At 65.0% G+C, this 25,554-nt stretch carries 23 protein-coding genes and 1 tRNA gene; 12 read left to right on the top strand and 12 right to left on the bottom strand.

All coding sequences use genetic code 11. The annotated features are described in order from the left end of the window. Nucleotides 1–112: 112 nt before the first annotated feature. The 5 genes from RFN30_RS17750 to RFN30_RS17730 all read right to left on the bottom strand — a co-directional run bounded on the left by RFN30_RS17750 (nt 113) and on the right by RFN30_RS17730 (nt 5,921). Nucleotides 113–1,048: a heme-dependent oxidative N-demethylase family protein gene (locus tag RFN30_RS17750; RefSeq protein ID WP_320263372.1), complete on the bottom strand. Its 936-nt coding sequence runs from the start codon at nt 1,046–1,048 to the stop codon at nt 113–115. A 40-nt stretch (nt 1,049–1,088) separates the two neighbouring features. After that, nucleotides 1,089–1,751, bottom strand: a complete 663-nt coding sequence (locus RFN30_RS17745; protein WP_320263371.1) for an aminotransferase class IV family protein — start codon at nt 1,749–1,751, stop codon at nt 1,089–1,091. Continuing rightward, nucleotides 1,700–2,845, bottom strand: a complete 1,146-nt coding sequence (locus tag RFN30_RS17740; protein WP_320263370.1) for an aminodeoxychorismate synthase component I — start codon at nt 2,843–2,845, stop codon at nt 1,700–1,702. The genes RFN30_RS17745 and RFN30_RS17740 overlap by 52 nt, the downstream gene beginning before the upstream one ends. 158 nt (nt 2,846–3,003) lie before the next feature. Beyond that, nucleotides 3,004–3,723: a helix-hairpin-helix domain-containing protein gene (locus tag RFN30_RS17735; protein ID WP_320263369.1), complete on the bottom strand. Its 720-nt coding sequence runs from the start codon at nt 3,721–3,723 to the stop codon at nt 3,004–3,006. A 359-nt stretch (nt 3,724–4,082) separates the two neighbouring features. Then, nucleotides 4,083–5,921, bottom strand: a complete 1,839-nt coding sequence (locus RFN30_RS17730) for a M3 family oligoendopeptidase (RefSeq protein WP_320263368.1) — start codon at nt 5,919–5,921, stop codon at nt 4,083–4,085. A gap of 145 nt (nt 5,922–6,066) precedes the next feature. Between RFN30_RS17730 and RFN30_RS17725 the strand changes: the two genes are divergently transcribed. The 3 genes from RFN30_RS17725 to RFN30_RS17715 all read left to right on the top strand — a co-directional run bounded on the left by RFN30_RS17725 (nt 6,067) and on the right by RFN30_RS17715 (nt 10,047). Continuing rightward, the gene (locus tag RFN30_RS17725) at nt 6,067–7,608 is read left to right on the top strand and encodes a sigma-54-dependent transcriptional regulator (RefSeq protein ID WP_320263367.1); all 1,542 of its coding nucleotides are present in this window, start codon (nt 6,067–6,069) and stop codon (nt 7,606–7,608) included. Between the two features lie 379 nt (nt 7,609–7,987). Further along, nucleotides 7,988–9,892 carry a peptidoglycan L,D-endopeptidase MepK gene (locus RFN30_RS17720; protein WP_320263366.1) on the top strand — a complete coding sequence of 635 codons (1,905 nt, stop codon included), beginning with the start codon at nt 7,988–7,990 and terminating at the stop codon, nt 9,890–9,892. An 81-nt stretch (nt 9,893–9,973) separates the two neighbouring features. Then, nucleotides 9,974–10,047, top strand: a tRNA-Gln gene (locus tag RFN30_RS17715). A gap of 241 nt (nt 10,048–10,288) precedes the next feature. Here the strand turns inward: RFN30_RS17715 and RFN30_RS17710 are convergent. Continuing rightward, a complete protein-coding gene (locus tag RFN30_RS17710) occupies nt 10,289–10,927 on the bottom strand; it encodes a 2-dehydro-3-deoxy-phosphogluconate aldolase (protein ID WP_320263365.1) in 639 nt (212 codons plus the stop codon). Nucleotides 10,928–11,145: 218 nt separating this feature from the next. Here RFN30_RS17710 and trhO point away from each other — a divergent pair, with 218 nt between their 5' ends. Beyond that, nucleotides 11,146–12,075 (top strand): oxygen-dependent tRNA uridine(34) hydroxylase TrhO, encoded by a 930-nt coding sequence (trhO, locus tag RFN30_RS17705; protein WP_320263453.1) that lies wholly within the window; start codon nt 11,146–11,148, stop codon nt 12,073–12,075. Between the two features lie 17 nt (nt 12,076–12,092). On the opposite strand, the gene RFN30_RS17700 is transcribed toward trhO, so the two are convergent. After that, complete coding sequence (locus tag RFN30_RS17700) at nt 12,093–12,452, bottom strand: YybH family protein (RefSeq protein WP_320263364.1); 360 nt, start codon at nt 12,450–12,452, stop codon at nt 12,093–12,095. Between the two features lie 194 nt (nt 12,453–12,646). On the opposite strand from RFN30_RS17700, the gene RFN30_RS17695 reads away from it, so the two are divergent. Beyond that, nucleotides 12,647–13,354 carry a tellurite resistance TerB family protein gene (locus tag RFN30_RS17695; protein ID WP_320263363.1) on the top strand — a complete coding sequence of 236 codons (708 nt, stop codon included), beginning with the start codon at nt 12,647–12,649 and terminating at the stop codon, nt 13,352–13,354. 277 nt (nt 13,355–13,631) lie between these two features. Beyond that, entirely contained in the window at nt 13,632–14,384 is a 753-nt protein-coding gene (locus tag RFN30_RS17690) for an SDR family oxidoreductase (RefSeq protein WP_320263452.1), read from the top strand. A 144-nt stretch (nt 14,385–14,528) separates the two neighbouring features. On the opposite strand, the gene RFN30_RS17685 is transcribed toward RFN30_RS17690, so the two are convergent. Next, nucleotides 14,529–15,713: a pyridoxal phosphate-dependent aminotransferase gene (locus RFN30_RS17685; RefSeq protein ID WP_320263362.1), complete on the bottom strand. Its 1,185-nt coding sequence runs from the start codon at nt 15,711–15,713 to the stop codon at nt 14,529–14,531. A gap of 82 nt (nt 15,714–15,795) precedes the next feature. Between RFN30_RS17685 and RFN30_RS17680 the strand changes: the two genes are divergently transcribed. The 4 genes from RFN30_RS17680 (at nt 15,796) to denD (ending at nt 18,763) form a co-directional block, all read left to right on the top strand. Beyond that, nucleotides 15,796–16,482, top strand: a complete 687-nt coding sequence (locus tag RFN30_RS17680; protein WP_320263361.1) for a GNAT family N-acetyltransferase — start codon at nt 15,796–15,798, stop codon at nt 16,480–16,482. Between the two features lie 67 nt (nt 16,483–16,549). Next, on the top strand, nt 16,550–17,530 hold the full coding sequence (locus RFN30_RS17675; protein WP_320263360.1) for a cation diffusion facilitator family transporter: 981 nt from the start codon (nt 16,550–16,552) through the stop codon (nt 17,528–17,530). 49 nt (nt 17,531–17,579) lie between these two features. Next, nucleotides 17,580–17,786, top strand: coding sequence for a hypothetical protein (locus tag RFN30_RS17670; RefSeq protein WP_320263359.1), 207 nt, complete (start codon nt 17,580–17,582; stop codon nt 17,784–17,786). Nucleotides 17,787–17,788: 2 nt separating this feature from the next. Continuing rightward, nucleotides 17,789–18,763: a D-erythronate dehydrogenase gene (denD, locus tag RFN30_RS17665; RefSeq protein WP_320263358.1), complete on the top strand. Its 975-nt coding sequence runs from the start codon at nt 17,789–17,791 to the stop codon at nt 18,761–18,763. Between the two features lie 14 nt (nt 18,764–18,777). Here the strand turns inward: denD and RFN30_RS17660 are convergent, their stop codons facing one another. The 4 genes from RFN30_RS17660 to RFN30_RS17645 all read right to left on the bottom strand — a co-directional run bounded on the left by RFN30_RS17660 (nt 18,778) and on the right by RFN30_RS17645 (nt 22,958). Then, on the bottom strand, nt 18,778–19,986 hold the full coding sequence (locus RFN30_RS17660; protein WP_320263357.1) for a nickel/cobalt transporter: 1,209 nt from the start codon (nt 19,984–19,986) through the stop codon (nt 18,778–18,780). Nucleotides 19,987–19,992: 6 nt separating this feature from the next. After that, a complete protein-coding gene (locus tag RFN30_RS17655; protein WP_320263356.1) occupies nt 19,993–20,661 on the bottom strand; it encodes a DUF1007 family protein in 669 nt (222 codons plus the stop codon). Nucleotides 20,662–20,856: 195 nt separating this feature from the next. Beyond that, nucleotides 20,857–21,756 carry a LysR family transcriptional regulator gene (locus RFN30_RS17650; RefSeq protein ID WP_320263355.1) on the bottom strand — a complete coding sequence of 300 codons (900 nt, stop codon included), beginning with the start codon at nt 21,754–21,756 and terminating at the stop codon, nt 20,857–20,859. A gap of 2 nt (nt 21,757–21,758) precedes the next feature. Further along, a complete protein-coding gene (locus RFN30_RS17645; RefSeq protein WP_320263354.1) occupies nt 21,759–22,958 on the bottom strand; it encodes an amidase in 1,200 nt (399 codons plus the stop codon). Between the two features lie 540 nt (nt 22,959–23,498). Between RFN30_RS17645 and odc2 the strand changes: the two genes are divergently transcribed. Together odc2 and RFN30_RS17635 are read left to right on the top strand one after the other, a co-directional pair. Continuing rightward, complete coding sequence (gene odc2 / locus RFN30_RS17640; protein WP_320263353.1) at nt 23,499–24,632, top strand: ornithine/lysine decarboxylase; 1,134 nt, start codon at nt 23,499–23,501, stop codon at nt 24,630–24,632. Nucleotides 24,633–24,979: 347 nt separating this feature from the next. Further along, nucleotides 24,980–25,498, top strand: coding sequence for a GNAT family N-acetyltransferase (locus RFN30_RS17635; RefSeq protein WP_320263451.1), 519 nt, complete (start codon nt 24,980–24,982; stop codon nt 25,496–25,498). Nucleotides 25,499–25,554: the final 56 nt, after the last annotated feature.

Below are 25,554 nucleotides of genomic sequence, written 5' to 3'. Positions count from 1 at the left end.
AAACACATGCAAACCGGGCCCTGTTCGGCCCGGTCAAGCGCTACAATCACAGATCATTGTCACAAACCAGCGAAAATCGCCAATCGCCGGCCAAGCCGTGATGGCGGCGTGGTTAAGCGGCGTTGGCCATGCCGCCGAGGTAAGTGACCAGCCGGTCGCGGTCGGCGGTCAGGCCCTTGTAATCGAGCTGGGCCCGATCGAGCGCGTTGAGCTGCCCCGCGAAAGACGCCGCAAGCGCCACCCTGTCCGGGTGGCGGGCTAGCATGGCCAGCGGGTCGAGATGGATGCGGATGGTGAAGAGGATGTCACGTGAGACCGGCAGCTTGCGCAGCGTCTGGCGCTCGACGCGGATGAAGGCGTGGGCGTTGATGTCGCCGTTCGGGAAGCGGGTGGGACGGTTGGTGGCGCGGTCGATGCGCTGGATATTGGAGAGCGGGTGATAGAGGGCGTCGCCCGCCTGGATCGACCAGTTGAAGCGCTCGACCGCCTGGCCCTGCAGGCCGTCGAACATGCGGTTGATGAGGTCCGCCGGCCGCGTGCCTGGGCCGAAGCCCGGCACGGGCGCGTGGATCTGCTGCAGCGGCTTGCCGAATTTCTCCTGGAGCGACCATGACGAGGGGAAGCAGAGCGAGCCGGCGGCGAGCCGCCAGCCGTCATCGCCGCGGCGCATCAGGATCGGATCTTCCTGAACGAGCAGCGAGGCCTTTACGAGCGGCGCTTCGCGCAGGGCAGCGGCCAATGTGTCGGGCGCTCCTTCGAACCCGGTCACCTCGACATCCAGGCCGGTGCCGCGATGGGTGCCGGAGTGCTTTGCCGCCAAATGCGCGACGAGCAGTTCCAGCACCTCGCACTGCGCGTCGCGGGTCCCGTCTTCCTCGACAAAGACCTTTTCCGGGATTTCCGCGTAAAGCCGCCGCTTCTCGACGAGATGCGGCAAAAGGAAATCGTCGACCTCGATCCAGCGATCGAATTCGAGCGGCTTCAGCCCGATCGTGAAGAGTTTGGAGGACCCGTCATAGGGCGTATGGGTCGGTTGGCGAATGGTCATGCCTGCCTGGGTGCTATCCAGTTGATGTCTTCAGCCTCAATCAGCCGAGTTGCGCCGGGATCAGCCCGCGCAGCGAATTGCCGACGAAGATCGCCTTCGCGGACTTCAGATCGTCGAAGGTGTAGATCGCTTCCGCCGCGCGGCCTTCGTCCAGAAGTGCGCCGCGCAATACTCCAGGCAGCAGGCCGCAATCAAGCCGCGGTGTTGCCAGCACGCCGTCGCCGAAGTCGGCAAAGAGGTTGGTGATGGTACCTTCGCAGAGTTCGCCGCGCTCGTTTGCGAGCAGCACCTCGTCGGCTTGCGTGATGAGATATTCGGCACGTGCGTGCGTGTAGACCTGTCGCCGGCTGGTCTTGTGGCGCAGCAGCGTGTCGCCGGAATCGAGCCGGACCCGCGCCAACTGCAGCCGCCACACCTTGCCGGCGGGCAGCGGTTCGTAAGGCTGCGCGGACGCCGTCGCCTCGCCATTGCGCTGCAGGGCGAGGCGGGTGCGCATGGCGATCTGCCGGCCGCCGACCGCGCTCGTCAGCGCCTCGCCGACCCGTTGCGGATCGCAGGCAAAGCCGAGCTCCGCCGCCGAAGCGTAAAGCCGCGCAAGATGGCGGTCGAAACGCAGGAAGCCCGAGCCGGGCTCCCAGCGCATGGTCTCGATCAGCTCGAAGTCGGCACTGTTCCCGTCGCGAAGCGCGCTTTCAGAAGACACTCCCGATACTCCTCATCGGCGGTGGAATCGAAGACAACGCCGCCGCCGACATTGTAGACGGCCTCGCCATCGGCAAAGAGCGAGATGGTGCGGATCGCCACCGAGAACCGCATTGTGCCGCCGGGCGAGACCCAGCCGATGGCGCCGCAATAAACGTCGCGCGGCACGCCCTCCAGATCGTGCAGGATCTCCATGGCGCGGATTTTTGGCGCGCCGGTGATCGAGCCGCAAGGGAAGAGCGCGGCAAAGATCTGGCGGATGCCGATATCCGGCAGAAGCTTTGCCCGCACCCGACTCACCATCTGGTGCACGGTCGGGTAGGTCTCGATGCGGAACAGCTCCGGCACCTCCAGCGTGCCTACCTCGCTGATCAGCGAAATGTCGTTGCGCAGGAGGTCGACGATCATGCGGTTCTCGGCCTGGTTCTTCTCGTCGTTGCGCAGGAACGCCTTCAGCCTCGCGTCCTCGGCCTTGGTCGCGCCACGCGGCGCCGTGCCCTTCATCGGGTGCGTCTCGATCATGCCGTCCGTGCCGATCTCGAAGAAGAGTTCGGGCGAGCGCGACAGCACGACCGGATCGCCAAGCGCAATCAGCGCGCCGTATTTCACCGGCTGGCGCCCGGTCAGCGCATCGAAGGCGGCAAGCGGATCGCCGGACCATTGCGCATGGACCGGAAAGGTCAGATTGCCCTGGTAACAGTCGCCCTTGCGGATATGGTCGTGGAGGCGCGCGAAGCGGACGGCATAGTCCTCGGCGGACCATGCCGCCCTGGCATCGAAGATCGGTCCGTTGCTGGCGGCGCCTGAATTCTTTGGCACGGCCTGCTCGGCCGGCGCATCGAAGACGCCGAGACAGATCAGCGGCGCGCGGCGGCCCTCAGGCAGCAATGGCACCAGCTTCGGCTCGAGCAAATACCCGGCCTCATAGGAGAAATAGCCGGCCAGCCATCCGCCGGCGTCGGATGCAGCTTGAGCTGCTTCGATCGCCGGCGTGAACTCGTCCGCGCTGCGCGCGACAATGATCTCGCGCGGCCGGTCGAAGACGAGCTGCCTGCCGGTCTCGTCGTTGCGGAAGATGGCGGAAGGCAGGGACATAAGCCTCGGATGCGGTCGATGAAGTCGATCGCTCTATATGGGGGTTGGGCGAGGTGCAATCGAGAGAACGGCGTCGGGCGCCGCAAAGGCGTCTGGCCCAAGAGAAAGGCGGCGTCCGCAACGGACGCCGCCTTGCACGGTCATTGTCGATGCGGGGATCAGGTGTTGCTGGCGGTGCCTGCCGTCGGGAACCGGCGGGCGAACTCCGCCTCGTCGCCCGCGGCCAGCAATTTCGCCTGCTCGATCCATTTCTCGCGCGCGATGCGGCCATCGAAATTGAGCACCTCCTCGATGCGCTTGACGTCGGCATCGGTCCAGGCGGCGATCTGGGCGTAAGTCGTGACGCCCTGACCCTTGAGCAGCTTTTCGTTGACCGGGCCGATGCCGATCAGGCGGCGCAGATTGTCGGCCTTACCGGAAGCCGCCTTCGAGGCGGCGGCTTTCTTGGGAGCCGGTGCCTTCTTTGGTGCCGAGGCGGCCGTCTTTGCCGTTGCCGGCTTCGCCGCGGCGGATTTGGCCGGAGCGGATTTGGCCGGAGCGGATTTTGCCGAGGACGATTTCGTCGGCGACGATTTGGCGGCTGCCGGCGTCGACAGCAGCGCCGCGGGCGCCGGCGCAGAGGCCTTGTCGGTTCCTGCCTTGGCGGAAGAGGCCGGCGCATCACGCAGCTTGCGCTCGAGATCGGCGCGGGCGCGGCTACACGCGTCGAGCTCGCCGCTCAGACGGTCGCTATCGGCGCGAAACCTGTCGCGTTCGCTCTTCGCGCGGTCGAGATCGCCTCGCAGGCTGTCGAGCTCGCCACGCAGGCGGCCCCAGATGAACCAGCCAACCAAAACACCCACAACGAACGCCAGGAGCATGTAGAAGAAAGTGCTCATTTTCCTCTCCAGTCCGATCGGGCGGCTGTGGCCCGGATGGCGGGCTTGCCGCAGGGATCGTCAATCGTTCCGCGATCGGCGGAACAGCCGCTTCAATCGAGCAGTCGACGCTTGGCTCTCCTCCGGCTACGGCCGACAGCCGTCATCGCATTCGCCGAAGCGCCGCGAAGGCCGTCTCTGGCCTTGGCGATGCGTCCGGCTGAGCTTGGGGCCGGACGCTAGCATACGGCTTGCGGAAAGCTAATTGAAAAATGCGGCGCAGAGTTATTGAAGAACAGGTATTTAGGCCAAGAATAGAACCGCCACAAATATGCGTTCCGGCTAAATTATTCTGGTCTATGCCGCCGTGCGAGCGCCCGTCAGTTGTCGAGCGCTTCCAGCTCGTCGATCAGGGCGCCGATCACGCCAAGGCCGATCTGCCAGAAGGCAGGGTCGGTGGCGTCGAGGCCGAAGGGCGCCAAAAGCTCCGAGTGGTGCTTGGTGCCGCCGGCGCGCAGCATCTCGAAATACTTCTCCTGAAAGCCGCGCTCGGCATTCTGGTAGACGGCATAGAGCGAGTTCACCAGGCAATCGCCGAAGGCATAGGCGTAGACGTAGAAGGGCGAGTGGATGAAATGCGGGATGTAGGTCCAGAAGACCTCGTAGCCGTCGCGCAGCTTGATCGCCGGCCCCAGGCTCTCGGCCTGCACCTCCAGCCAGAACTGGCCGAGCCTGTCCGAGGTGAGCTCGCCGTTGCGGCGCTCGGCATGCACCTTGCGCTCGAACTCGTAGAAGGCGATCTGGCGCACGACGGTGTTGATCATGTCCTCGACCTTCTGGGCGAGCATCGCCTTGCGCTCGCGCTTGTCGGAGGTCTGGTCGAGCAGCGAGCGGAAGGTCAGCATCTCGCCGAAGACCGAGGCCGTCTCGGCCAGCGTCAGCGGGGTGGAGGCCATCAGCGCGCCCTGGCCGGCGGCCAGCACCTGGTGGACGCCGTGACCGAGCTCATGCGCAAGCGTCATCACATCGCGCGGCTTGCCCATGTAGTTGAGCAGCACGTAAGGATGGGCCGAAGGCACGGTCGGGTGGGCGAAGGCGCCGGGCGACTTGCCGGGCCGCACAGGCGCATCGATCCATTTGCGGTCGAAGAACGTCCGCGCGATTTCCGCCATCTGTGGCGAGAAACGTTGATAGGCCGACAGCACCGTGTCCCTGGCGTCGTCCCAGCGGATCACCGCCTGCGGCGTCTCGGGCAGGGGCGCGTTGCGGTCCCAGTGGTTCATCACGTCCATGCCGAGCCAGCGCGCCTTCATCTGATAGTAGCGGTGTGACAGCCGCGGATAGGCTTCGCGCACGGCGGCAGCCAAAGCATCGACCACGCCGCGCTCGACGCGGTTGGCGAGGTGGCGTGAATCGGCGATGTCCTCGAAGCCGCGCCAGCGGTCGGAAATTTCCTTGTCCTTGGCGAGCGTGTTGGTGATGAGCGTGAAGGTGCGCAGGTTCTTGCGGAAGGTCGCGGCAAGCGCCTCGGAGGCGCGGCGCCGCACTTCGCCATCGGAGTCCTGCAGCCGGTTCAGCGCCGGCTCCAGCGTCAGCTCCTCGCCGTCGACATCGAAGCGCAGGTCGGTCATCGTCTCGTCGAACAGGCGGTTCCAGGCGCCGCGTCCGGTGACCGACTTTTCATGGAACAGCTGCTCGACCCGATCCTCGAGCTGGTAGGGCTTGTCCTTCCTGAGGTCGAGCACCCACGGACGGTAGTGGGCGAAGGCTGCATCGGCCGCAAGCGCGCTTTCGATCACCGCGTCGTCGACCAGGTTGAGCTCCAGCGCGAAGAACAAAAGATGCGCGCTGGCATCGGTCATCTTCTCCTGGACGTCGCCATAGAGCTTGGCGCGCTGCGGATCGGCTGTGTTGCCGGCATAGACCAGCCCGGCATAGGAGACGATGCGGCCGATCAGTTCCTCCAGCGCCTCGTAGGCCTTCAGCGCTTCGCCGAGCCGACCGGCGGCGCCACGCTCGGCCTCGGCGGCCAAAGTGCCCTTCCAGCGGGCCTCGAAGGCAACGGCGTCGCTTGCCGCCCGGGCGATGTCGCGCTTCAGCTCCGGCGCTTCCATGCCGGAATAGAGATCGGCGAGGTTCCACTCCGGCAGATCGCCGAGCTCCGCCGCGGCTTGGCCAGAGGCCGTCGCTGCAAGCCGCTGACCAAACATCATGCGCATCAACAAATACCTTCTTTGAATCAACGGGAGAGGAGAAGCCGGTCAAATCCTAAGGAATTCGTTCACCGGGTTTTTTGAAACCTTATTTAGAACCCTGTGCCAAGATGATCCATGGGGATTTATCGGGCGGATAATTCAAACAGTCATGACAGGTTCCATACTCATAGTCGATGACGATCCCGTGCAGCGCAGGCTGCTCGAGGCGGCGGTGACGAAATTCGGCCACAGCGCCATCGTCACCGACGGCGGCGAGGCGGGTCTCGATGTGCTCGACGGACCGAACGCGCGCGATGTTTCGGTCGTCATTCTCGACCTCGTCATGCCCGGTCTCGACGGCATCGGCGTGCTGAAGGCGATGCGCGAGCGTGCCATCAACCTGCCGGTCATCGTGCAGACCGCGCAGGGCGGCATCGAGACGGTCGTCTCGGCCATGCGCCACGGCGCTTTCGATTTCGTCGTCAAGCCGGCCTCGCCCGACCGGCTGCAGACGTCGATTTCCAATGCCTTGAAGGTCGAGGCGGTCGAGGACGAGATGAAGCGCACGTCGCGGCGTCGCGGCGGCCATCTCACCTTCAAGGACCTGATCACCCGCAGCCCGGCGATGGACCGGGTGATCCGCCTCGGGCAAAAGGCGGCGGCCTCCAACATCCCGATCCTGATCGAAGGCGAATCGGGCGTCGGCAAGGAACTGGTGGCGCGCGCCATCCAGGGCAGCGGCGACCGCCGCTCGAAGCCTTTCGTCACCGTCAATTGCGGCGCCATCCCCGACAATCTCGTCGAATCGATCCTGTTCGGCCATGAGAAGGGCTCGTTTACCGGCGCCACCGACAAGCACACCGGCAAATTCGTCGAGGCGCATTCGGGCACGCTGTTCCTGGACGAGATCGGTGACCTGCCGCTCGACGTCCAGGTCAAGCTGTTGCGCGCCGTGCAGGAGGGCGAGGTCGATCCGGTCGGCGGCCGTTCGACCGTCAAGGTCGACATCCGGCTGATCTCGGCGACGCACCGCAACCTGTTGCAGCAGGTCAAGGACGGGAAATTCCGCGAGGACCTGTTCTACCGGCTCAACGTCTATCCGATCTTTGTGCCGCCGCTGCGCGACCGGCGTGACGATATCCCCTACCTGGTCAGGCACTTCATGGAGAAGGTGGCGCCGGCCGATCCGCGCCATCGCCTCACCGGCATATCGGCCAAGGCGCTGGCAATGCTGCAGGCCTATGATTGGCCGGGCAATATCCGCCAACTGGAAAATGCGGTGTTCAGGGCGTCCGTGCTCGCCGAAGGCGACTTGCTGACCGAAGAGGAATTCCCGCAGATTCGCGCGCAGGTCGAGGGCACGGTGAAACTGGATGCCGAGCCCGCGTCGGCCGGCGCATCGGTCGCGGATGGGCCGCAAGCGGGCGGTCAAGCCGCCGCCGGCGGAGCCGCGGCAGCCCTGCACGAAACCGAGGCGCCGGCACGGCTCCAGCCCCGCTTCGGCACGCTGAGAGCCTTGGACGAGCGCGGCAATGTGCGGGCGCTGGCCGATGTCGAGCTCGAAATGATCAAGCTTGCGATCGACCACTATAACGGCCAGATGAGCGAGGTGGCGCGCCGCCTCGGTATCGGACGCTCGACTCTCTACCGCAAGTTGAAGGAATATGGCATTGACCCCGAAGCGGGTCGGCTGGACCGGCTCGCGTCCTGAACGGGAAGCTGCAGGCTACCCTGCCAACTTAAAATCCGAGTCAAATTGTCGCTTCCCGGCACGAAAGGCAGTGTTTTCCAGCCTTTTCACTGTGCCAGATCACGCATTAAGGCTAACGGTAACAGATCGTGTTCCGCTCCAAGCCGGATTCGTGATCTAAACCAGCAGTTTACCAAGAAACCCTGTACATTATTTTTGACTGGATATCGCCACGGTGTTACCGCATTTCGGCTTCAATAAGCGATGATTAACCATTAGGATCGATATTCGGATGTGAGAACCACGCATCCGTTTGGGCAAATCCGGGGACAAACGGCAGCCTGCAAGGCCTTTTGATTTGAACCAAGTCGAACGACACACAGACGGGCGGCATTTTCATATGAGCGTCTGGCCAAGGTGGCTGACGTTTGTGATTTTGGCCGTCGGGTTCTTCTCTGCAGCCGTCTCCGGGGCGAAGGCCGAAATCCGTTCGCTGAAGCTCTATCACCTGCATACGCACGAAAAGGCCGAGATCGTTTTCAAGCGCAATGGCCGCTACGATCCGGAAGGCCTGCGCAAAATCAACATCATCCTGCGCGACTGGCGCCGCAACGAGCCGACCAAGATGGATCCGCGGCTGCTCGATCTGGTTTGGGAAGCCTATCGGCAAAGCGGAGCGACCGATTATATCCAGGTCGTCTGCGGCTATCGCTCACCGTCCACCAACGCGATGCTGCGCAGCCGCAGCCGCGGTGTCGCCGAGAAGAGCCAGCACATGCTCGGCAAGGCGATGGACTTCTACATTCCCGGCGTGCCGCTGAAGAAGCTGCGCAACATCGGGCTCAAGATGCAGGGCGGCGGCGTCGGCTACTACCCGACTTCCGGCTCGCCTTTCGTGCACATGGATGTCGGCAATGTGCGCCATTGGCCGGGCATCAGCCGCCAGGAACTGGTCAGCCTGTTCCCGAACGGCAAGACGCTGCATGTGCCGAGCGACGGCCGGCCGCTGCCGGGCTATGAGCAGGCCGTGGCCGCCTACAAGGCGCGCAAGGGCGCCGGCACCCCCAACATCGAGCTGGCCAGCGCCGGCGGCTCGACCAGGCATTCCGGTGGTCTGCTTGCTGCTCTCTTTGGCGGCGGCGAGGACGAGGCCGACGACAGCGCCGACGTCGCGAGTGCCGAACCCGCGCCCCAGCCGAAGGTTGTGAAGCAGGTTGCGACGGCCAAGAGCAGCAACCTGCCGGGCATTGCGGTCGTCGCGCCGCAGGACGCCAAGCGCGCCAACATTCCGCAGATCGCGGATGACAGCGCGGACGATTCGCAGCAGCCGCAGCAGGATACGCCTGAGACGATTATCGCCGCGCTGCCGCCGAAGGAGATTCCGGTGCCCGCCTTCGCGCCGAGGCCGAAGGTCGATGTCGGCCAGCAGACACCTGAAAACGTGCCGTTCGCCGTGGCCGACGCCTCGGCCACGGCCGAGCAGGCAGTGGCGACGGCGCATGCCCCGGTCAATGTCCCGTTCGGCATGGCTGACGCCGCCGGCGCTCAACAGGCTGCGGCCGATCCCGCGCAGGTGGCGGTCAACAACATCCCGCTGCCGACCTGGCGTCCCGACCGCTCGACGCCGGCCGAATTGGCGACCAAGGACAAGAACGTCTTGCTGGCGCTGGCGGAAACGGCCTCGCAGGACAAGAGCGCGACCGACGCCTTCTCGGTGCTGCCGACCGCGCGCCCCGACGCGGGTAAGCCGGATGAGATCAAGGCGGTGCTCGAACAGGCCAGTGCAACCACTGCGGCCGACGCAACCACTGCGGCCGGCGCAACCACCGCGGCCGGTGCAACCACCGCGGCCGGCGCGAGCGGGGCCGAATATGAGGTCGCTTCGCTGTCAGAGCCGGAGCCGCGCTCGGCATTCAACGATCCGTCGGGGCTCGATGCGGCCTCGCCGCGTCAAGCCATCGCCGCCCGTCCGGCCGGCACCGATCCGGCACAGGCGATCGGGGCCGGCGTGAAGACGACGCGCAAGGAAGCCAGGGCGTCCGCCAACGACCTGAAGCCAGGGCCTAAGGCGATGGTGGTGGCGACGCCGCCGCAGGCTGCGCGCTGGGCGCTCGGCAGCGGCGAGAACATCGCCACCGTTTCCGATCCGACGACGGCGCCGCGCTATGCCTACAACATCGTGCACACGCCGCCGAGCGAGGTCTACACGGCCGGTTTCCAGACGGACCCCCAGGTGCCGGATGCCAGCCGGTTCACTGGCAACGCCGTGAAGTTCCTTTCGGTCGCCCGCTTTCAGACGAAATAACGAGCCCGCCGGTACCGCAAAAGCCGCGTTGGACAACAGCGCGGTTTTTGCATTTCATGCGTTTGCCTTGACCGCTCGCTCTCCCGCTTCGTCTAATGGTAGGACAGCGCCCTTTGAAGGCGTGAATCGTGGTTCGAATCCATGAGCGGGAACCAGCAGGCGGCCGTGGTTTCCTGTTGGCGCCGGCGCGCCATGACACAAGCCTAAACTTTGTCGTATTCCGGAACGGTCATCGGCAAACGCCGCTGCTCCCGGCTACACAGCGACGGATTTCAGGGCACAAAGGTCACCGCACGGTGCAGCAGGCAGCCGAGATCGTGATGCGGCTGGCGACGCTCGACGCCAGCGGGCCGACCGGCGGCTATTTCGACGAGGACGGTCTGCTGCCCTGGTAAATTATTTGGCGAGCTTGCTCGCTTCGCGCGCGAGCGCTTCGATCTCGTCCCATTTGCCGGCCTTGATGAGATCGTCGGGCGCGACCCACGAGCCGCCGACGCAGATGACGTTGGGCAGGCTGAGATAGTCGGCGGCATTCTTGGCCGTGATGCCGCCGGTCGGGCAGAACTTCACGTCGGCGAGCGGCGAGGCGAAGGCTTTCAGCGAAGCGATGCCGCCCGACTGCTCGGCCGGGAAGAATTTCAGGAAGCGCAGGCCGGCCTCGCGCGCGGCCATGATCTCGCCGGGCGTGATGGCGCCGGGCAGAAGCGACACCGGGCTGTCCTTCGCCGCGTCGAGAAGCTGGCTGGTGATGCCGGGGCTGACGATGAATTTCGAGCCGGCCGCGGCCGCCTCATCGAATTGCTTGGCATCGAGAATCGTGCCGGCGCCGACGACAGCGTCCTCGACCTCAGCCGCGACGCGGCGGATCGCTTCCAGCGCGTCGGCGGTGCGCAGCGTGATCTCGATCGCTCTCAGGCCGCCGCGCGACAGCGCACGGGCAAGCGGCACGGCGTCGGCCACGTTGGCGATCTTGAGCACCGGAATGACCGGCTGGCCATCGAGGAGCGACAGGAGCTTTTCGGTCTTGCTGGTCATTGGCTTGTCTCTCCGTTCCGATCGATTTCAACCGATTAGCAGAAGGGGTATCCCAAGTCCACGAAGGCAGGCGTGTCGCGATGTCACGCAATGGCGTGCGAGGCCGGCCCCGAGTTCCTGTGCCTTGAAACCGCTTTCACCACGGTCTGGTTGTTTTCTCGCAATTCCGGACGGAAAACCGGTACACACTTTTCCTGGAATTGCTCTATGGCATGACCATGACAACAAGCACAGAAATTCAGCCAGTCCGCGTCGCCGCGCTCTACAAATTCGCGCGCCTCGACGGGTACGAGGCCTTGCGCGCGCCGCTCGCCGCCTTCTGTTGCGGGCGCGGCGTCAAGGGCACACTGCTCCTGGCGCATGAGGGCATCAACGGAACGGTCGCCGGCAGCGAGGAAGCGATCGCCGCGCTGATCGACCGCCTCCAGGCGATCGAAGGGCTTGCCGGCCTGGAGGTGAAATACAGCAGCGCCGCCGACATGCCGTTCCACCGCATGAAGGTGCGGCTGAAGCGCGAGATCGTCACCATGGGCGTCGATGATCTTGATCCGGCGACCAGCGCCGGCACCTATGTCGCGCCGGGCGAATGGAATGCGCTGATCGCCGATCCCGATACCGTCGTCATCGACACACGCAACGCCTACGAAGTCTCGATCGGCACCTTCAAGGGCGCGGTCGATCCGAGGACCGCCAGCTTTCGCGAGTTCCCGGCCTGGGTCGAAGAGCACCGCGACGAGCTCGAAGGCCGCAAGGTGGCGATGTTCTGCACCGGCGGCATCCGCTGCGAGAAGGCGACGGCTTATGTAAAGTCGCTGGGCTTCAGCGACGTCTTTCACCTCAAGGGCGGTATCCTGAAATATCTCGAAGAGGTGCCGGCCGAAGAGAGCCTGTGGCAGGGCGAATGCTTCGTCTTCGACGAGCGGGTTTCGGTGTCGCATGGGCTGGCCGAAGGCGAAGCCGAGCTCTGCCGCGCCTGTCGGCATCCGCTGACCGTCGAGGACCGGCTCTCGCCGAAATACACGGCCGGCATTTCGTGCCCGCATTGCTTCGAGGCGCGCTCGGAAGAGGACCGCGCCCGCTATGCCGAGCGCCACCGCCAGGTGGAACTGGCGCACGCGCGGGGCGCCAGGCGCCACATCGGAAGCTGAGGCGTATCGCCGAAAGCTCAAGTCACCGAATAGCGATCGATCACCCAGAGCCACGTCCCATCGGCCTGCCGGCGGGCGACCTCACTGGTGATGCTGCCGTCGGGCAACTTCGTCGAGGTGAGCGCCAGATTGCCGTTGACGAGGGCAGGGCGCTGCTCGCCGCGCTGGAACTTGCGACCCGTGGCGGAGCTTTTCTCGAAGAGCGCACGGATCGCCTCGCGGCCGCGGGTCAATTCGCCTGCACCGCTGTCGACGACGGCGTCGGGCTCGAAAAGCGCCAGCATGCCCTCGATATCGCCGGCCCATTGCCGCTCGATCAGCATGCGCTCGAGATCCTGGGGATCGCGCGCCGGTCCGCGGCTGGCTGTGTCCGACATTCAAATGCTCCTTCGGAAACTGCACGCGATCTTAGTTGAAGTGCCGGTGGCTTTCGACACACCGGCTCCGGTTCCGATGCCGGCAGCGGGCTAAAACATCCGCCCGTCATTGTAATGTCAACGCGCGGGGCCTACGTCTTGCCGGTCCGAAACCCGCCCGGGCGCATTCGGCCGGGCCAATTCTGGAGGCATTGATGCTCGACCCCAAGAAGCTGCTCGACGACCTTCTCGGCTCGCAAATTCCCGGCACGGGATCGACCGTTCGCGACAAGGCTGGGCAGGCGGTGCAGATGGCGAAGGACAATCCGCTTGCCGCCGGCGCGCTGGCCGCGGTGTTGCTCGGCACCGGCACCGGACGGCAGGTGACGGGCGCCGCCATCAAGCTCGGCGGCCTGGCCGCGATCGGCGGCCTCGCCTACAAGGCCTACCAGAACTACAAGAACGGCGCCGAGCCGGCAGAGGCGCCGGCCGCAAGCGGGCCGGACCTGCTGCCGCCGCCAGCCGACACAGCGTTCCATCCCTCGCAGGCACCGCAAGGCGAGGCCGAATTCACGCTCACCCTGGTGCGCGCGATGATCTCGGCGGCGAAGGCGGACGGTCATGTCGACGACGAGGAGCGGCAGAAGATTGCCGACAAGCTCAAGCTCGCCGGCATCGGTGCCGAAGCGGAAAAGTTCCTGATGGCCGAACTCGAGCGCCCGCTCGACCTCGACGCGCTGATCGCCGGCGCCAAGACCGATGCGCAGAAGCTCGAACTCTACACCGCCTCGCGCCTCACCATCGATCCCGACACCCGCACCGAGCGTGGCTATCTCGACCTGCTCGCCGGCCGCCTCGGCTTGCCGGACGCGCTGGTCGACCATGTCGAGGCGACCGTATCGGCGGCCAAGGCGCCGGCTTGAACCGCACCCGATCCGCACTAGCGAATCGGGTTGGTAAACGCGCCTGTGGCGTGCTGCCGATCGTTAATCTTTCGTTAACCCAGCAAGCGCATCATTCTAGCGGTCGGACCGGCTTATCCTCCTCCCAAGCGCGGTTCAGATGAGGGGCGGTCGCCAATGACCGCCCTTTTTGTCGGCTCTGCCTTCTTGCCGACAATAGCCGCTTGCCACGCTTCCCATCTTTTGCGATGCCACGTCTTCTTCCAGCAGTGACCGGGGAGGGACGACGATGACCGCCATGACTGAGAAAACCGCCATCGTTACCGGCGCCGGCACCGGCATCGGCAAGAGCGTCGCCACCGCGCTCCTCAAGGCCGGCTGGAACACCGTCTTCTGCGGCCGGCGCAAGAAGGTGCTGGAAGAGGCGATCGCCGAAGCCGGAAAGACGAGCGCCAAGGCGCTCGCGGTAGCCTGCGACATCAGCAAGGCCGGCGAGGTCGACGACATGTTCGAGACGGTGGTGGAGGCGTTCGGGCGCGTCGACCTGCTCTTCAACAATGCCGGCATGGGCTACAAGTCGACGCTGATCGACGAGATCCCGGTCGAGATCTGGAACGATGTCGTCGGCGTCAACCTCACCGGCTCGTTCCTGTGCGCCCGCGCCGCCTTCGGCGTCATGCGCCGGCAGAAGCCGATGGGCGGCCGCATCATCAACAACGGCTCGGTGTCGGCCTATGCGCCGCGCCCGGGTTCGGTGCCCTATACGGCGACCAAGCATGCCATCACCGGCCTGACCAAGACGCTGGCGCTCGATGGCCGGCCCTTCGACATCGCCTGCGGCCAGATCGACATCGGCAACGCGCTGACCGAGATGGCGCAGCCGATGACCGTCGGCGTGCCACAGGCCAACGGCTCGATCGCTGCCGAAGGCGTGATGGACGTCCAGCGCGTGGCAGATGCGGTGCTCCACATGGCGAGCCTGCCGCTCGACGCCAATGTGCTGTTCATGACCGTGATGGCGACGAAGATGCCGTTTGTCGGCAGAGGTTAGCGCCAATGCTCCCTCACCGGAATTGCGAAGGGCAATTCGGGGCAACCCGACCTCTCCCCGAGGGGAGAGGGGGTTGCCAGCGCTGACGCTCTCCTCTTCTCCCCAGCGGGGAGAAGGTGGCCGCGAAGCGGCCGGATGAGGGGGTCACTTCGCCAGGAACGCCTCGATCCGTTCCAGCGCGCGCAGGATGTTCTCCTCGGAGTTGGCGTAGGACAGCCTGACATAGCCTTCGCCGAGCACGCCGAAATCGGGGCCGCCGATCAGCGCGACGCCGGCATCCTCCAACAGCGCGGAAGCCAGCTTCTTGGCCTTCCAGCCGGTCTTCGACACGTTGGGGAAGGCATAGAAGGCACCCTTCGGCGTGATGCAGGAAATGCCGGGAAGCGCGTTCAGACCCTCGACCACGATCTTGCGGCGGTTGTCGAAGGCGCGCATCATCTTTTCGACGTCGTCCTGCGGGCCGTCTATCGCGGCGATGCCGGCATACTGGCTCGGTGCGTTGACGCAGGACCAGCAGTTGACCGCCAGCTTGCGCACCTTGTCGTAGAGGTGAGCGCCCTTTTCGCCGTTCGGCCAGATCGACCAGCCCATGCGCCAGCCGGTCATCGCCCAGGTCTTCGACCAGCCGTTGAGCACGATCAGCCTGTCGCGGATTTCCGGGAAATTGAGCAGCGAGCAATGCGTCTCGCCGTCATAGGTCATGACGTCGTAGATCTCGTCGGAGAGGATCGCGACCTCAGGGTGCTTCGCGAGCCCTTTGACCAGCTTCTCGATCTCGGCGCGCGGAGTGACGCCGCCGGTCGGGTTGGCCGGCGAGTTGAGGATCAGGAGCCTGGTCTTCGGGGTGATCAGCGCCAGCGTCTCTTCCGCCGAGAAGGCAAAGCCGTTCTCCTCGCGGATCGGCACCGGAACAGGCGCCGCGCCAGTGAACTCGATCATCGAACGATAGATCGGGAAGCCGGGGTCCGGATAAAGTATTTCCGCGCCCGGCTCGCCGAACATCAGGATCGCGGCGAACATGGTCGGCTTGCCGCCGGGCAGGATCATCACGTTTTCGGGCGACACCTCGACGCCGGTGGTGGTCAGCGTGCGGCGCACCACCGCCTCGCGCGTGGCCAGCAGCCCGTTGGCCGGGGTGTAGCCATGGTGACCGTCGCGCAGCGCCTTGATCGCCGCCTCGACGATGTGCTGCGGCGTCTTGAAGTCGGGCTGGCCGATGCCGAGGTTGATGATGTCGCGGCCCTGATGGGCGAGCGCTGTGGCCCGCGCCAGCACCGCGAAGGCATTTTCCTCGCCGAGACGGTCGAAGGCCGCGATCGTGTGGAGCATTTTTCCCGTCCCTGTGGTTCTTTCTGTAGGCGAGCGTTTTTGTGAGCGTCCGCTGGGAAAAGTCAAACGGATTGGAGCTTCGGTGTCGGAAAATCTGAAAAGTTGGCAGCCACGCCCGCGGCCCGAACGCAAGGCGCTCGAAGGCCGCACTGTCCGGCTCGAGCCGCTGAGCGCGGCAAAGCACGGCGACGGGCTCTACGAGGCGTCGTCGGTGCCGGATGCCGGCGGCCGCTTCGCCTGGCTGCCGGACTATCCGCCGGAAACCCGCGCCGCCTTCCAGCCGTGGCTGGACAAGGTCGAGGCGAGCGAGGATCCGCTGTTCTTCGCCGTCATTGACAAGGCGAGCGGCAAGGTCGCCGGCCGCCAGACGCTGATGCGTATCGATGCCGCCAACGGCGTCATCGAGATCGGCAACATCTATTGGGGGCCGCTGATCTCGCGCAAGCCGCAGGCGACCGAGGCGCAGTTCCTGTTCACGAAATACGCCTTCGACGAGCTCGGCTATCGCCGCTATGAATGGAAATGCAACAACCGCAACGAGCCGTCCAAGCGCGCGGCCGAACGCTTCGGCTTCAAGTTCGAAGGCATTTTCCGCCAGCATCTTGTGGTAAAGGGCGAAAACCGCGATACGGCGTGGTATTCGATCATCGACAAGGAGTGGCCGGCCTTGCGCAAGGCCTACGAGGCTTGGCTCGATCCGGCGAATTTCGATGACGAAGGCCGCCAGAAGCGGCGGCTCGAGGATTTCCGCGCCGAGTTCGGCGCGTAGACCATGATCTCGAAAGGCGGGAAGCCGGTTCGGACAAGATCATGGTCGGTAAATAGGAGTTGCCAGGATGGCACATGATCACGCCGCGCATGGACACAGCCACGGCGCCGGCCACGTGCATGGGTCGACCGACAAGAAACGGGTGCTGATCGCGGCCTGCCTGACCGGCGGATTCATGATCGCGGAGGCGCTCGGCGGCCTGCTCACCGGCTCGCTGGCGCTGCTCGCGGATGCCGGCCATATGCTCGCCGATTCGATCGCGCTCGGCCTTGCCTGGTACGCCTTCCATCTCACCGGACGTCCCGCCACCGGCCGTCTTACCTACGGCTTCGCACGGGTGAAGACCCTGGTTGCCTACACCAACGGCATCGCCATTTTCGTCATCGCGCTGTGGATCGTCTACGAGGCCTGGGGCCGGCTGATACACCCGGCGCCGGTGCTGGGCGGGCCGATGCTGGTGGTGGCGGTGGCAGGCCTGCTGGTCAACATCGCCGCCTTCTTCGTGCTGCATGGCGGCGACCGCGAGAGCCTGAACATGCGCGGCGCCATCCTACATGTGCTGGGCGACCTGCTGGGCTCGGCCGCGGCCATCGTGGCTGCCGTCATCATCCTGGCGACAGGATGGACGCCGATCGATCCGATCCTCTCCGTCCTGGTGTCGCTATTGATCCTGTCCACGGCGTGGTCGCTGATGCGCGAGGCCGCGCATGTGCTGCTCGAAGGCGTGCCCGCAAGCCTCGACCGCGACCTGATCGCCAAGGATCTGGAAGCCACGGTCAAGGGCGTGCGCGAAGTGCATCACATGCATGTCTGGTCGCTCGACGGCACCAGCAATATGGCGACGCTGCACGCCTGCCTGAATGACGGCGTCGATCCGCATATGGCGGTGAGCGCGATAAAGAAGCGGCTCGCCGCCGAGCACGGCATCGACCACGCGACCGTCGAGCCTGAATTCGGGCATTGCGCCGACAGCCATGACGAGCATGATCATCACCATGGCCACGACCATGCGCATGAGGCGCCTCGTGATCGGCGCCACTATCACTGATGTGGCTTGTGATGAATTTCTACGGCTTCGGACCAAGGGACGCGTGCTGATGGATCGCGAGACCCGCAACGCGGCGATCGCCGCGGCCTGGATACTGCTGCTGTTCGGCCTTGCAGCCTATTTCCTGCCGACCATCATGCTGGCCGTCGGCAAGGTCTCGACGGTGCTTGCGGCTATCATCGCCGCGATCTTCATGGTGGGGCTGTTCGTCGTCCTTTGGCTGCGCGGGCGCAGCCAGCGCAAGAAGGGTCTATAAAGATGAGAATTCTGATCACGGGCGCCGCCGGCATGGTGGGCCGCAAGCTGATCGCGCGGCTGGCCAAGGACGGCGTTCTGCGCGGGCGCAAAATCACGGCGCTCGATCTGCACGATATCGTGCCGGCGCAGGCGCCGGTGCTTCCGGGCGTCGACGTCTCGATCCACACCGGCGACCTTTCGGCGCCCGGCGCGGCGGGCACGCTGGTTGCCTCCCGTCCGGATGTGATCTTCCATCTTGCCGGCATCGTCTCGGGCGAGGCGGAAGCCAATTTCGACCTCGGCTACCGCGTCAATCTCGACGGCACGCGCGTGCTGTTCGACGCGGTGCGGCTGGCGGCGTTTGCGCCGCGCCTCGTCTTCACCTCGTCGATCGCCGTGTTTGGCGCGCCGTTTCCGGATGTCATCCCGGACGAGTTCCACCCGACGCCGCTCACCTCATACGGCACGCAGAAGCTGATGACTGAACTTCTGCTCGCCGACTATACGCGGCGCGGCTTCTTCGACGGCGTCGGCATCCGGTTGCCGACCATTTGCGTGCGGCCGGGTAAGCCGAACAAGGCGGCCTCGAGCTTCTTCTCCGGCATCATCCGCGAGCCGCTCAGCGGCCAGGAGGCCATCCTGCCCGTGCCGCGCTCGGTGCTGCACACCCATGCCAGCCCGCGCTCGGCGGTGAATTTCCTGATCCATGCGGCCGAAATCGACGGCAACAAGGTCGGCCCACGCCGCAATCTCACCATGCCGGGCGTCGCCGTCACCGTCGGCGAGCAGATCGAAGCGCTCGAGCGCATCGCCGGCGCCGAAGTGACGGCGCGGATTCGCGAGCAGCTCGACGAAACGATCTGGGCGATCGTCAAGGGCTGGCCGACGCGGTTCGAGGCAAGACGCGCGAGGGAACTGGGTTTTGTCGCCGAGAAGAATTTCGACGAGATCATCCGCGCTCATATCGAAGACGAGCTTGGTGGGAAGATCTCCTGACGGTTCGACCGGCTTCAGGCGCCGCCTGTCAGGCCGGCCGACAAAAGCAGCAGACCGACCAGGAAGATGAAGGCCGCGCCGCCGATCTCGACGATCGAATGGATGCGGTTGCCGATGCGTCCGTCGCCGGCGAAATAGACCGCCCAGTTCTTGGCTGTCACCGCGATGGTCGCCAGCGCCGAGACGGTGATCGCGGTGCCGATGGACATCGCCAGCACCGACAGCAGGCCGCCCATCCAGAGCCCATTGAGGAGCGCGAAGCTCAGCACGATCAGCGCGCCTGAGCAGGGGCGGATACCGACAGCGGCCACCGCCGACCAAGCGGTCTTCCAGTCGAAGCGGTCGCCCGAAAGCAGCGCCGGATCCGGCGCGTGCGAATGGCCGCAGGTCTCGCAGACTTCGCCGGGACCATGGTCGTGATGCCCGTGATCATGATCGTGCGCCGCGTGGTCGTGATGGTGGTCATGCGCGCCATGATCGTGGTTGTGCGCATGCGAATGCGAATGCGCCGCATGGTCGTGATGCGCGTGCAGCGCATGGGAATCCGCCGCATGAGCATGCGTTGAATGCGAATGAGCATGGGAATGCGCGTGCGAATGCCCGGCGTGCCCACCATGCGAATGGCCGGCATGGGCGGCCGACAGGCTGTAGGCGGGGGCTCTGCCGAACAGGCGCAGGATCGACGGGCCGAGCTTGCGCCACAAAAGCCAGGCGCCGAACAGGGTCACCAGCACATAGCTCGAGATTTCAAGGAACCATGCCGCATCGGTCATTGATATCGCCGTGCCGCGCAGCACGAAATAGGCGAGCATCATGACGACGACCGCGGTCAGGCCCTGCAGCAGCGCCGAGACGAAGGACAGCATGATGCCGCGCCTTAGCGCCACTTCATTGGCCACCATGTAGGACGAGATCACCGCCTTGCCGTGGCCGGGACCGGCAGCGTGGAAGATGCCATAGGCGAAGGAGAGGCCGACCAGCAGCCAGAGCTTGCTGCCGTCCTGGCGCATCGCCTTCATCGCGGCCGCCAGCGAATGATAGAATTCCTGTTGCCTCAGATTGATCCACATCAGGATATGGGCGAACGGGCCGGAGGCGCTCGGCGCCACGCCGTCATTGGTGCCGATGCCGAGCGAGCTCTGGGCATGGGCGACGCCGGGCAGATGCGTCATCACCAGGGTGGCGGCCAAAAGGCCCAGCGCCAAGCGCAGCGACGGTTTCATCACCGGTTATCCTTCGGGCGGACAATTCAGTTCGAGCTTGGTGGCGAAGATCTTGCTCATGTCGGTGCCCGTCGGATCGTTGAAGAACGCTTCCGTCAGGGTCTTCTGGTTTTCCTTGATCGCCTCGTCCGGATCGGGACGGATCACTGTCCTGGTGCAGTTCGAGGGCAGGCCCTCGACGGTGAGGTTGGCGTCGTCGGTGAAGTCGATCGCGGTGTAGAAGGTCGGATCGTAAACGCCGATGTCGATCTTGCCGGCGAGCTTGATCGGCGTCTTCGGTTCGGACTCGAAGAGAATGATCAGCTGGTCGTTGTCGAAATTCGCCATCAGATGCGGCGGCGGGACCATGGGCACATCCTTGCCGTCCTGTGTGACCAGCTGGAAGTAGTTGAACTCGGCCAGCGAGGAATGGACGGTGTCGGCCACTTCCTTGAGCTCGTTGTCGTCAAGTTTCAGATCGGAGTTCTTGTCGAACTCCATCATCACCGTACTCGAAAACAGATCGTCGAAGCGCCACAGATGGCGCAGCGCTTTCACACTTTGGTGATCCGGCGAGAGGATCACGTCGAGGCGGGCTTCGGCAAAGACATGGGGATGTACCTCGGCTGGCTCGATCCCAGCAAATGTTGCTGCAAGGGCCGAAGCCAGCATGGTTGCTTGCCGTTTCAAGTGCATTCTGCGCTGCGATTCCATCGACTTCGGGAGTGCTCCGACAGTTACCAGAAAGGGGGCGAAATTGGGACACGCGCCTTGGGTCCGTTTTGATGCATGTCGTTCTCCCAAAACCGCTGCGCACTTTTGGGCGACATGCATTTGGTCCGTTTTGATGCCTGCCGTTGCCCCAGGGCTGCTACTTCCGGGCGACATGCATCAGGCCGCGTCGCGCGTCCTGAACCAGTGCACCAGGAAATCGACGAAGACACGGACCTTGGCGGGCAAATAGCGGCGGTGCGGATAGACCGCGAAGATGCCGCTGCCCGAGAGAATGCGCTCGTCGAGCACGCTTACCAGCTGGCCGCTCGCGAGATCGGGCGCGGCGATGAAATCCGGCAGGATCGTGAAGCCCAGACCCGAGACGGCGGCGGCTCTCGCCGCCATCGGGCTGTTCACCTCGATCGGACCCGACACGGTGACGCTCACCGAATCCTCGCCGTCGCCCTTGAAGCGCCAGTTGGCTAAAGAACGCCCGTTGGTGTCGACGATGCAGGGCATGTTGGAGAGGTCCTGCGGACGCGTCGGCGTGCCGTGCCTTGCAAGCAGCTCCGGCGACGCGCAAAGCTTGATTGAAAACGGTCCCAGGCGCCGCGCGATCAGCGACGAGTTCTCCAGCCGCGAAATGCGCACGGCGACATCGAAACCTTCCTCGACCAGGTCGACGAAGCGGTCGTCGAGATGGATGTCGAGCACGATGTCGGGATGCTGCTTGGCAAAGTCGATCAGCGACTGTCCGATCGGCGCGTCGGCGAAGGTGCGCGCCGCCGAGAGCTTGATGCGGCCGCGCACGTCGCCGGAGGATTCGCGCACGGCATCGGCCAGGCTGTCGACCTCGCGCACGATTTCGGAGGCGCGCTGATAATAGGTGTGGCCGGCTTCGGTCAGCGAGAATTGGCGCGTCGTGCGGTTCAACAACAGCGCGCCGAGCTCGTCCTCCAGCTCACGCACATATTTCGACAAGAGCGCCTTCGAGCGGCCGATCTTGCGCGCGGCGGCCGAAAAGCCTTCGGCCTCGACCACGTCGATGAAGGCGCGCATGCGGGTCAATGTATCCATGGTCAGACCTTTCGTGCCGCGTCGAGAATCCGGCGGCCGAGCCGTATCAGGGCGACGTCGCTGCCGGAAGGGCCGAGCAGCGACAGGCCGAAGGGCGCGGCGTCGACGGAGCCGAGCGGCAGGGTGATCTGCGGGAAACCCGACAGTCCGGCCAGGCACAAAAGATGCAGCGCCCTTTCGCGATAGGCCTGGAACTGTTGCGGCGTGCTGGTCTTCAGCGGCGCCGCGCCAGGAACCGTCGGCAGAACGAGAAAGCCGTTGTCGCCGAGCAGCGCGCTGAGCTCGGACCGGAAGGCCTGCCGGCGTTCCCGCTCGGCGGCAACCGTGCCGGCATCGATCGTGCGGCCGAAGCCGAAACGCTCGTCAACGCCTGGGCCGAGGCCATGGTTGCCTGCCGAGATCCAGCCGCCATGCACCTGCCAGGCCTCGTAAGCCTGCAGCCGGCGAAAGCACCAATAGAGGTCGTCGGGGAGAGAGGCGAAGGTGTATTCGGTTTCGGTCGACGCGCCGACGACGCCGGTAGCCAAAGTCTTCATCCGCGCATATTCGGCGGCTTCCGTCGGTCCGGAGACAAAGGTATCGAGCCAGCCGATCGACAGCGGGCGGTTGAGCGGATGCTGGTGCGGATCGCGCCCGAGCAGAAGCTTGCCGACCGCCTCATAGGTTTCGATATCGTCGGCGAACCAGCCGAAGGTGTCGAAGCTCGGCGCGAGCTTCATCGCGCCGTCGAGCGAGATCCGCCCATGGCTGGTGCGCAGCCCGATCAGACCGCAGAAGCTCGCCGGCGCGCGGATCGAGCCGCCGGTGTCGGAGCCGATGGCGATGTCGGCAAGGCCGCCGGCGACCGCCGCGGCCGAACCGGAGGAAGAGCCGCCGGTCACGCGGTCCGGGGCGGCCGCGTTCACTGGAAACGCGAAATGCGAATTCTGGCCGAACAGCGAGAAGGCGAGCTCGTCGGTCTGCGTCTTGCCGACGAACCGCGCGCCGGCATCGAGAATCATCTGCACGGCCTCGGCCGTCTGCGAGGCGGCGTGAGCCTGCTCGAACTTGCGCGGGTTGCCGCAGCCGGTGCGGTAGCCGGCGACATCGTAAATGTCCTTGACGGCCAGGCGCAGGCCGGCAAGCGGGCCTATTTCCGCATGTGCCACAGGCATTTGGCGCAGATCGAGGAAGGCGTTGAGAGGGCCGTGGGTTCCTGGCATCGTTCGATTTCCGGATACAGTCCACAAACATTGTTCGATGCAGGAATTTTTACAACCGGCGCCTACGATTTTTATTGATTGTGAAACCCTTCGCTCTTATATCGCGCTTGCCCAAAGTCGCACGTGCCTGTGGGTGTCCGCCGATCCTCGAATGGTGAGGGCAATCGGTAAGGTAACTGGAGCCAACCCCTCCAGTCGGTCAGTGGCCAACCACAAGACCGAGGACACCTTGAAGCAACGACGGTGCGGGCCTTTCTGGTGTCTGCCGGTCGTCCAAAGACCGGGGTTACTGAAGAGGCACACCTTCATTGCCTGTAGTGCGGACGGGGTCCTCCCATCCAAGCCAAGGCAGACAAAGCGAACCGAGGCCGGGCAAGGCCAGGTTCACCGCCGCGAGACGGCGATTCATGGTTCCGGGGTCTCCACCGGCTGGTTCCATGGATTTTTCGTCCCGCCTTTGTCCACCGCGAGTTCGCGAGGCTGAGCGCCCGCGTCCCGCAGCCTTTGTGCGCGCCGAAAGGCGCCAATGGAGAGACCTCGATGGCCACCCAGCGCATCCTTGACTTTCTCGCCACCCGACGTCCGAACGGCCCGTGCCTCGTCGTCGACCTCGATGTCGTGCGCGACAATTTCCGCGCCTTCGAGAAGGCGTTGCCCGATTCCAAGATCTACTATGCGGTGAAAGCAAACCCGGCGCCGGAGATCCTGCGCCTGCTTGCTGCGATGGGCTCGTCCTTCGACACCGCATCGGTTGCCGAAGTCGAGATGGCGATGGATGCCGGCGCGCCGGCCGACCGCATTTCCTTCGGCAACACCATCAAGAAGGAGCGCGACATTGCGCGCGCCTATCAGCTCGGCATCCGCCTCTACGCTGTGGACTGCGTCGAGGAGGTCGAAAAGATCGCCCGCGCCGCCCCCGGCTCGCGCGTGTTCTGCCGCGTGCTTACCGACGGCGAGGGTGCCGAATGGCCGCTGTCGCGCAAGTTCGGCTGCGTGCCGGCGATGGCCGTCGACGTGCTGCGCCATGCCAAGGGCCTTGGCCTCGACGCCTATGGCGTGTCGTTCCATGTCGGCTCGCAGCAGACCGATCTCTCGGCCTGGGACCGCGCGCTGGGCGACGCCAAGAAGGTGTTCGCCACGCTCGCCGAGGAAGGCATCGTCTTGAAGATGGTCAACATGGGCGGCGGTTTCCCGACCCGTTACCTCAAGGACGTGCCGGCGGCGCAGGCCTATGGACGGGCGATCTTCTCGGCGCTGCGCAAGCATTTCGGCAACGCGCTGCCCGAGACGATCATCGAGCCGGGCCGCGGCATGGTCGGCAATGCCGGCGTCATCAAGTCGGAAGTCGTGCTGATCTCGAAGAAGGCCGACAACGACAATGTGCGCTGGGTGTTCCTCGACATCGGCAAGTTCGGCGGCCTCGCCGAGACCATGGACGAGGCGATCCGCTATCCGATCGTCACGCCGCGTGACGGCTCGCAGACCGCGCCTTGCGTGCTCGCCGGCCCGACGTGCGATTCGGCCGACGTGCTCTACGAGAAGACGCCGTATCCGCTGCCCCTCTCGCTGACCATCGGCGACGAGGTGCTGATTGAAGGCACCGGCGCCTACACGACCACCTACTCGGCCGTCGCCTTCAACGGCTTCGAGCCTCTCCGATCCTACGTGATCTGACCGGCTCGCAAGAGCCGCTCAGGTCATCCGGCGCGGGCGACACTGATCGCCCGCCTCGGCTCGCTTGTGGAACAGATCTCCGCTCGTGAAGGATCGCGGAAATGGAATACCTGATCAAATCGGCCGTTGCGGCCACCGAAATTGCCCCCTCGTCCGGACTGTCGGCTGAGCTTTTCTCCGCAGTGGAGACGAGTCTTTCGACGGTAGTGCTTCATGGCGCATTTTCTTACGGCGAACCGGTTTCCACTTCGCCTGAAAATGCGCCGGCGCCCTCCCTTGCCCACCGGGCACAGGCTGGCTCGCGCGGCGCGCCGGACGAGGGGGCCGCACAGGCGCCGGCCTTCGCCATTCTTGCCGAAGGCGCCGGTGACATTGAGGCGCGCGAAGCGCTGCTCGACCGCGCCATGGGGCCGAAGCGCAGGAAGAAATCGTCCGAAAAGCTGCGGCGCGGGCGCCGGCCATCGGAAGGCCTGGCTTTTGTCGCGCGCGGTCCGTCGGGCGCGGTCGTCGGCACGGTTCGGCTATGGGACGTGACGCTGAGCGAAGGCGGTCCGGCTGCGCTTCTGCTTGGGCCGCTCGCGGTCGAACCGGGACTGAAGAGCGGCGGCATCGGCTCGGCGCTGATGCGGCATGCGATCACCGAGGCCGCGCGGCTCGGTCATGGCGCGATCCTGCTCGTCGGCGATGCGCCCTATTACGGGCGGTTCGGCTTTTCGGCCGACCGCACGGACTCGCTCGCCATGCCCGGTCCGTACGAGCGGCATCGCCTGCTGGCGCTGGAGCTGAAGGACGGTGCGCTCGACGGCGCCAAGGGCACGATCAGGGCCGCAGGCCGCAAGATCAAGGCGCTGGATTTCGTCGCCTAAATCTGCCGAAGACATACCGATGCGGCGTCGCGCGTTCAAAACGCGGCGCCGCATCA

The sequence above is a fragment of the Mesorhizobium dulcispinae genome, from assembly GCF_033977345.1.
Classification (GTDB): domain Bacteria; phylum Pseudomonadota; class Alphaproteobacteria; order Rhizobiales; family Rhizobiaceae; genus Mesorhizobium; species Mesorhizobium dulcispinae.
The sequence above is the reverse complement of the archived record's forward strand: the minus strand, read 5'-3'. Positions and strand labels throughout refer to the sequence as shown.

What these genes read in the sequence shown, in the direction of transcription:
- RFN30_RS17750 (WP_320263372.1), bottom strand. Translation starts at nt 1,048, where the DNA reads ATGACCATTCGCCAACCGACCCATACGCCCTATGACGGGTCCTCCAAA.
- RFN30_RS17740 (WP_320263370.1), bottom strand. Translation starts at nt 2,845, where the DNA reads ATGTCCCTGCCTTCCGCCATCTTCCGCAACGACGAGACCGGCAGGCAG.
- RFN30_RS17735 (WP_320263369.1), bottom strand. Translation starts at nt 3,723, where the DNA reads ATGAGCACTTTCTTCTACATGCTCCTGGCGTTCGTTGTGGGTGTTTTG.
- RFN30_RS17730 (WP_320263368.1), bottom strand. Translation starts at nt 5,921, where the DNA reads ATGCGCATGATGTTTGGTCAGCGGCTTGCAGCGACGGCCTCTGGCCAA.
- RFN30_RS17725 (WP_320263367.1), top strand. Translation starts at nt 6,067, where the DNA reads ATGACAGGTTCCATACTCATAGTCGATGACGATCCCGTGCAGCGCAGG.
- RFN30_RS17720 (WP_320263366.1), top strand. Translation starts at nt 7,988, where the DNA reads ATGAGCGTCTGGCCAAGGTGGCTGACGTTTGTGATTTTGGCCGTCGGG.
- RFN30_RS17710 (WP_320263365.1), bottom strand. Translation starts at nt 10,927, where the DNA reads ATGACCAGCAAGACCGAAAAGCTCCTGTCGCTCCTCGATGGCCAGCCG.
- trhO (WP_320263453.1), top strand. Translation starts at nt 11,146, where the DNA reads ATGACAACAAGCACAGAAATTCAGCCAGTCCGCGTCGCCGCGCTCTAC.
- RFN30_RS17700 (WP_320263364.1), bottom strand. Translation starts at nt 12,452, where the DNA reads ATGTCGGACACAGCCAGCCGCGGACCGGCGCGCGATCCCCAGGATCTC.
- RFN30_RS17695 (WP_320263363.1), top strand. Translation starts at nt 12,647, where the DNA reads ATGCTCGACCCCAAGAAGCTGCTCGACGACCTTCTCGGCTCGCAAATT.
- RFN30_RS17690 (WP_320263452.1), top strand. Translation starts at nt 13,632, where the DNA reads ATGACTGAGAAAACCGCCATCGTTACCGGCGCCGGCACCGGCATCGGC.
- RFN30_RS17685 (WP_320263362.1), bottom strand. Translation starts at nt 15,713, where the DNA reads ATGCTCCACACGATCGCGGCCTTCGACCGTCTCGGCGAGGAAAATGCC.
- RFN30_RS17675 (WP_320263360.1), top strand. Translation starts at nt 16,550, where the DNA reads ATGGCACATGATCACGCCGCGCATGGACACAGCCACGGCGCCGGCCAC.
- RFN30_RS17670 (WP_320263359.1), top strand. Translation starts at nt 17,580, where the DNA reads ATGGATCGCGAGACCCGCAACGCGGCGATCGCCGCGGCCTGGATACTG.
- denD (WP_320263358.1), top strand. Translation starts at nt 17,789, where the DNA reads ATGAGAATTCTGATCACGGGCGCCGCCGGCATGGTGGGCCGCAAGCTG.
- RFN30_RS17660 (WP_320263357.1), bottom strand. Translation starts at nt 19,986, where the DNA reads ATGAAACCGTCGCTGCGCTTGGCGCTGGGCCTTTTGGCCGCCACCCTG.
- RFN30_RS17655 (WP_320263356.1), bottom strand. Translation starts at nt 20,661, where the DNA reads ATGCACTTGAAACGGCAAGCAACCATGCTGGCTTCGGCCCTTGCAGCA.
- RFN30_RS17650 (WP_320263355.1), bottom strand. Translation starts at nt 21,756, where the DNA reads ATGGATACATTGACCCGCATGCGCGCCTTCATCGACGTGGTCGAGGCC.
- RFN30_RS17645 (WP_320263354.1), bottom strand. Translation starts at nt 22,958, where the DNA reads ATGCCAGGAACCCACGGCCCTCTCAACGCCTTCCTCGATCTGCGCCAA.
- odc2 (WP_320263353.1), top strand. Translation starts at nt 23,499, where the DNA reads ATGGCCACCCAGCGCATCCTTGACTTTCTCGCCACCCGACGTCCGAAC.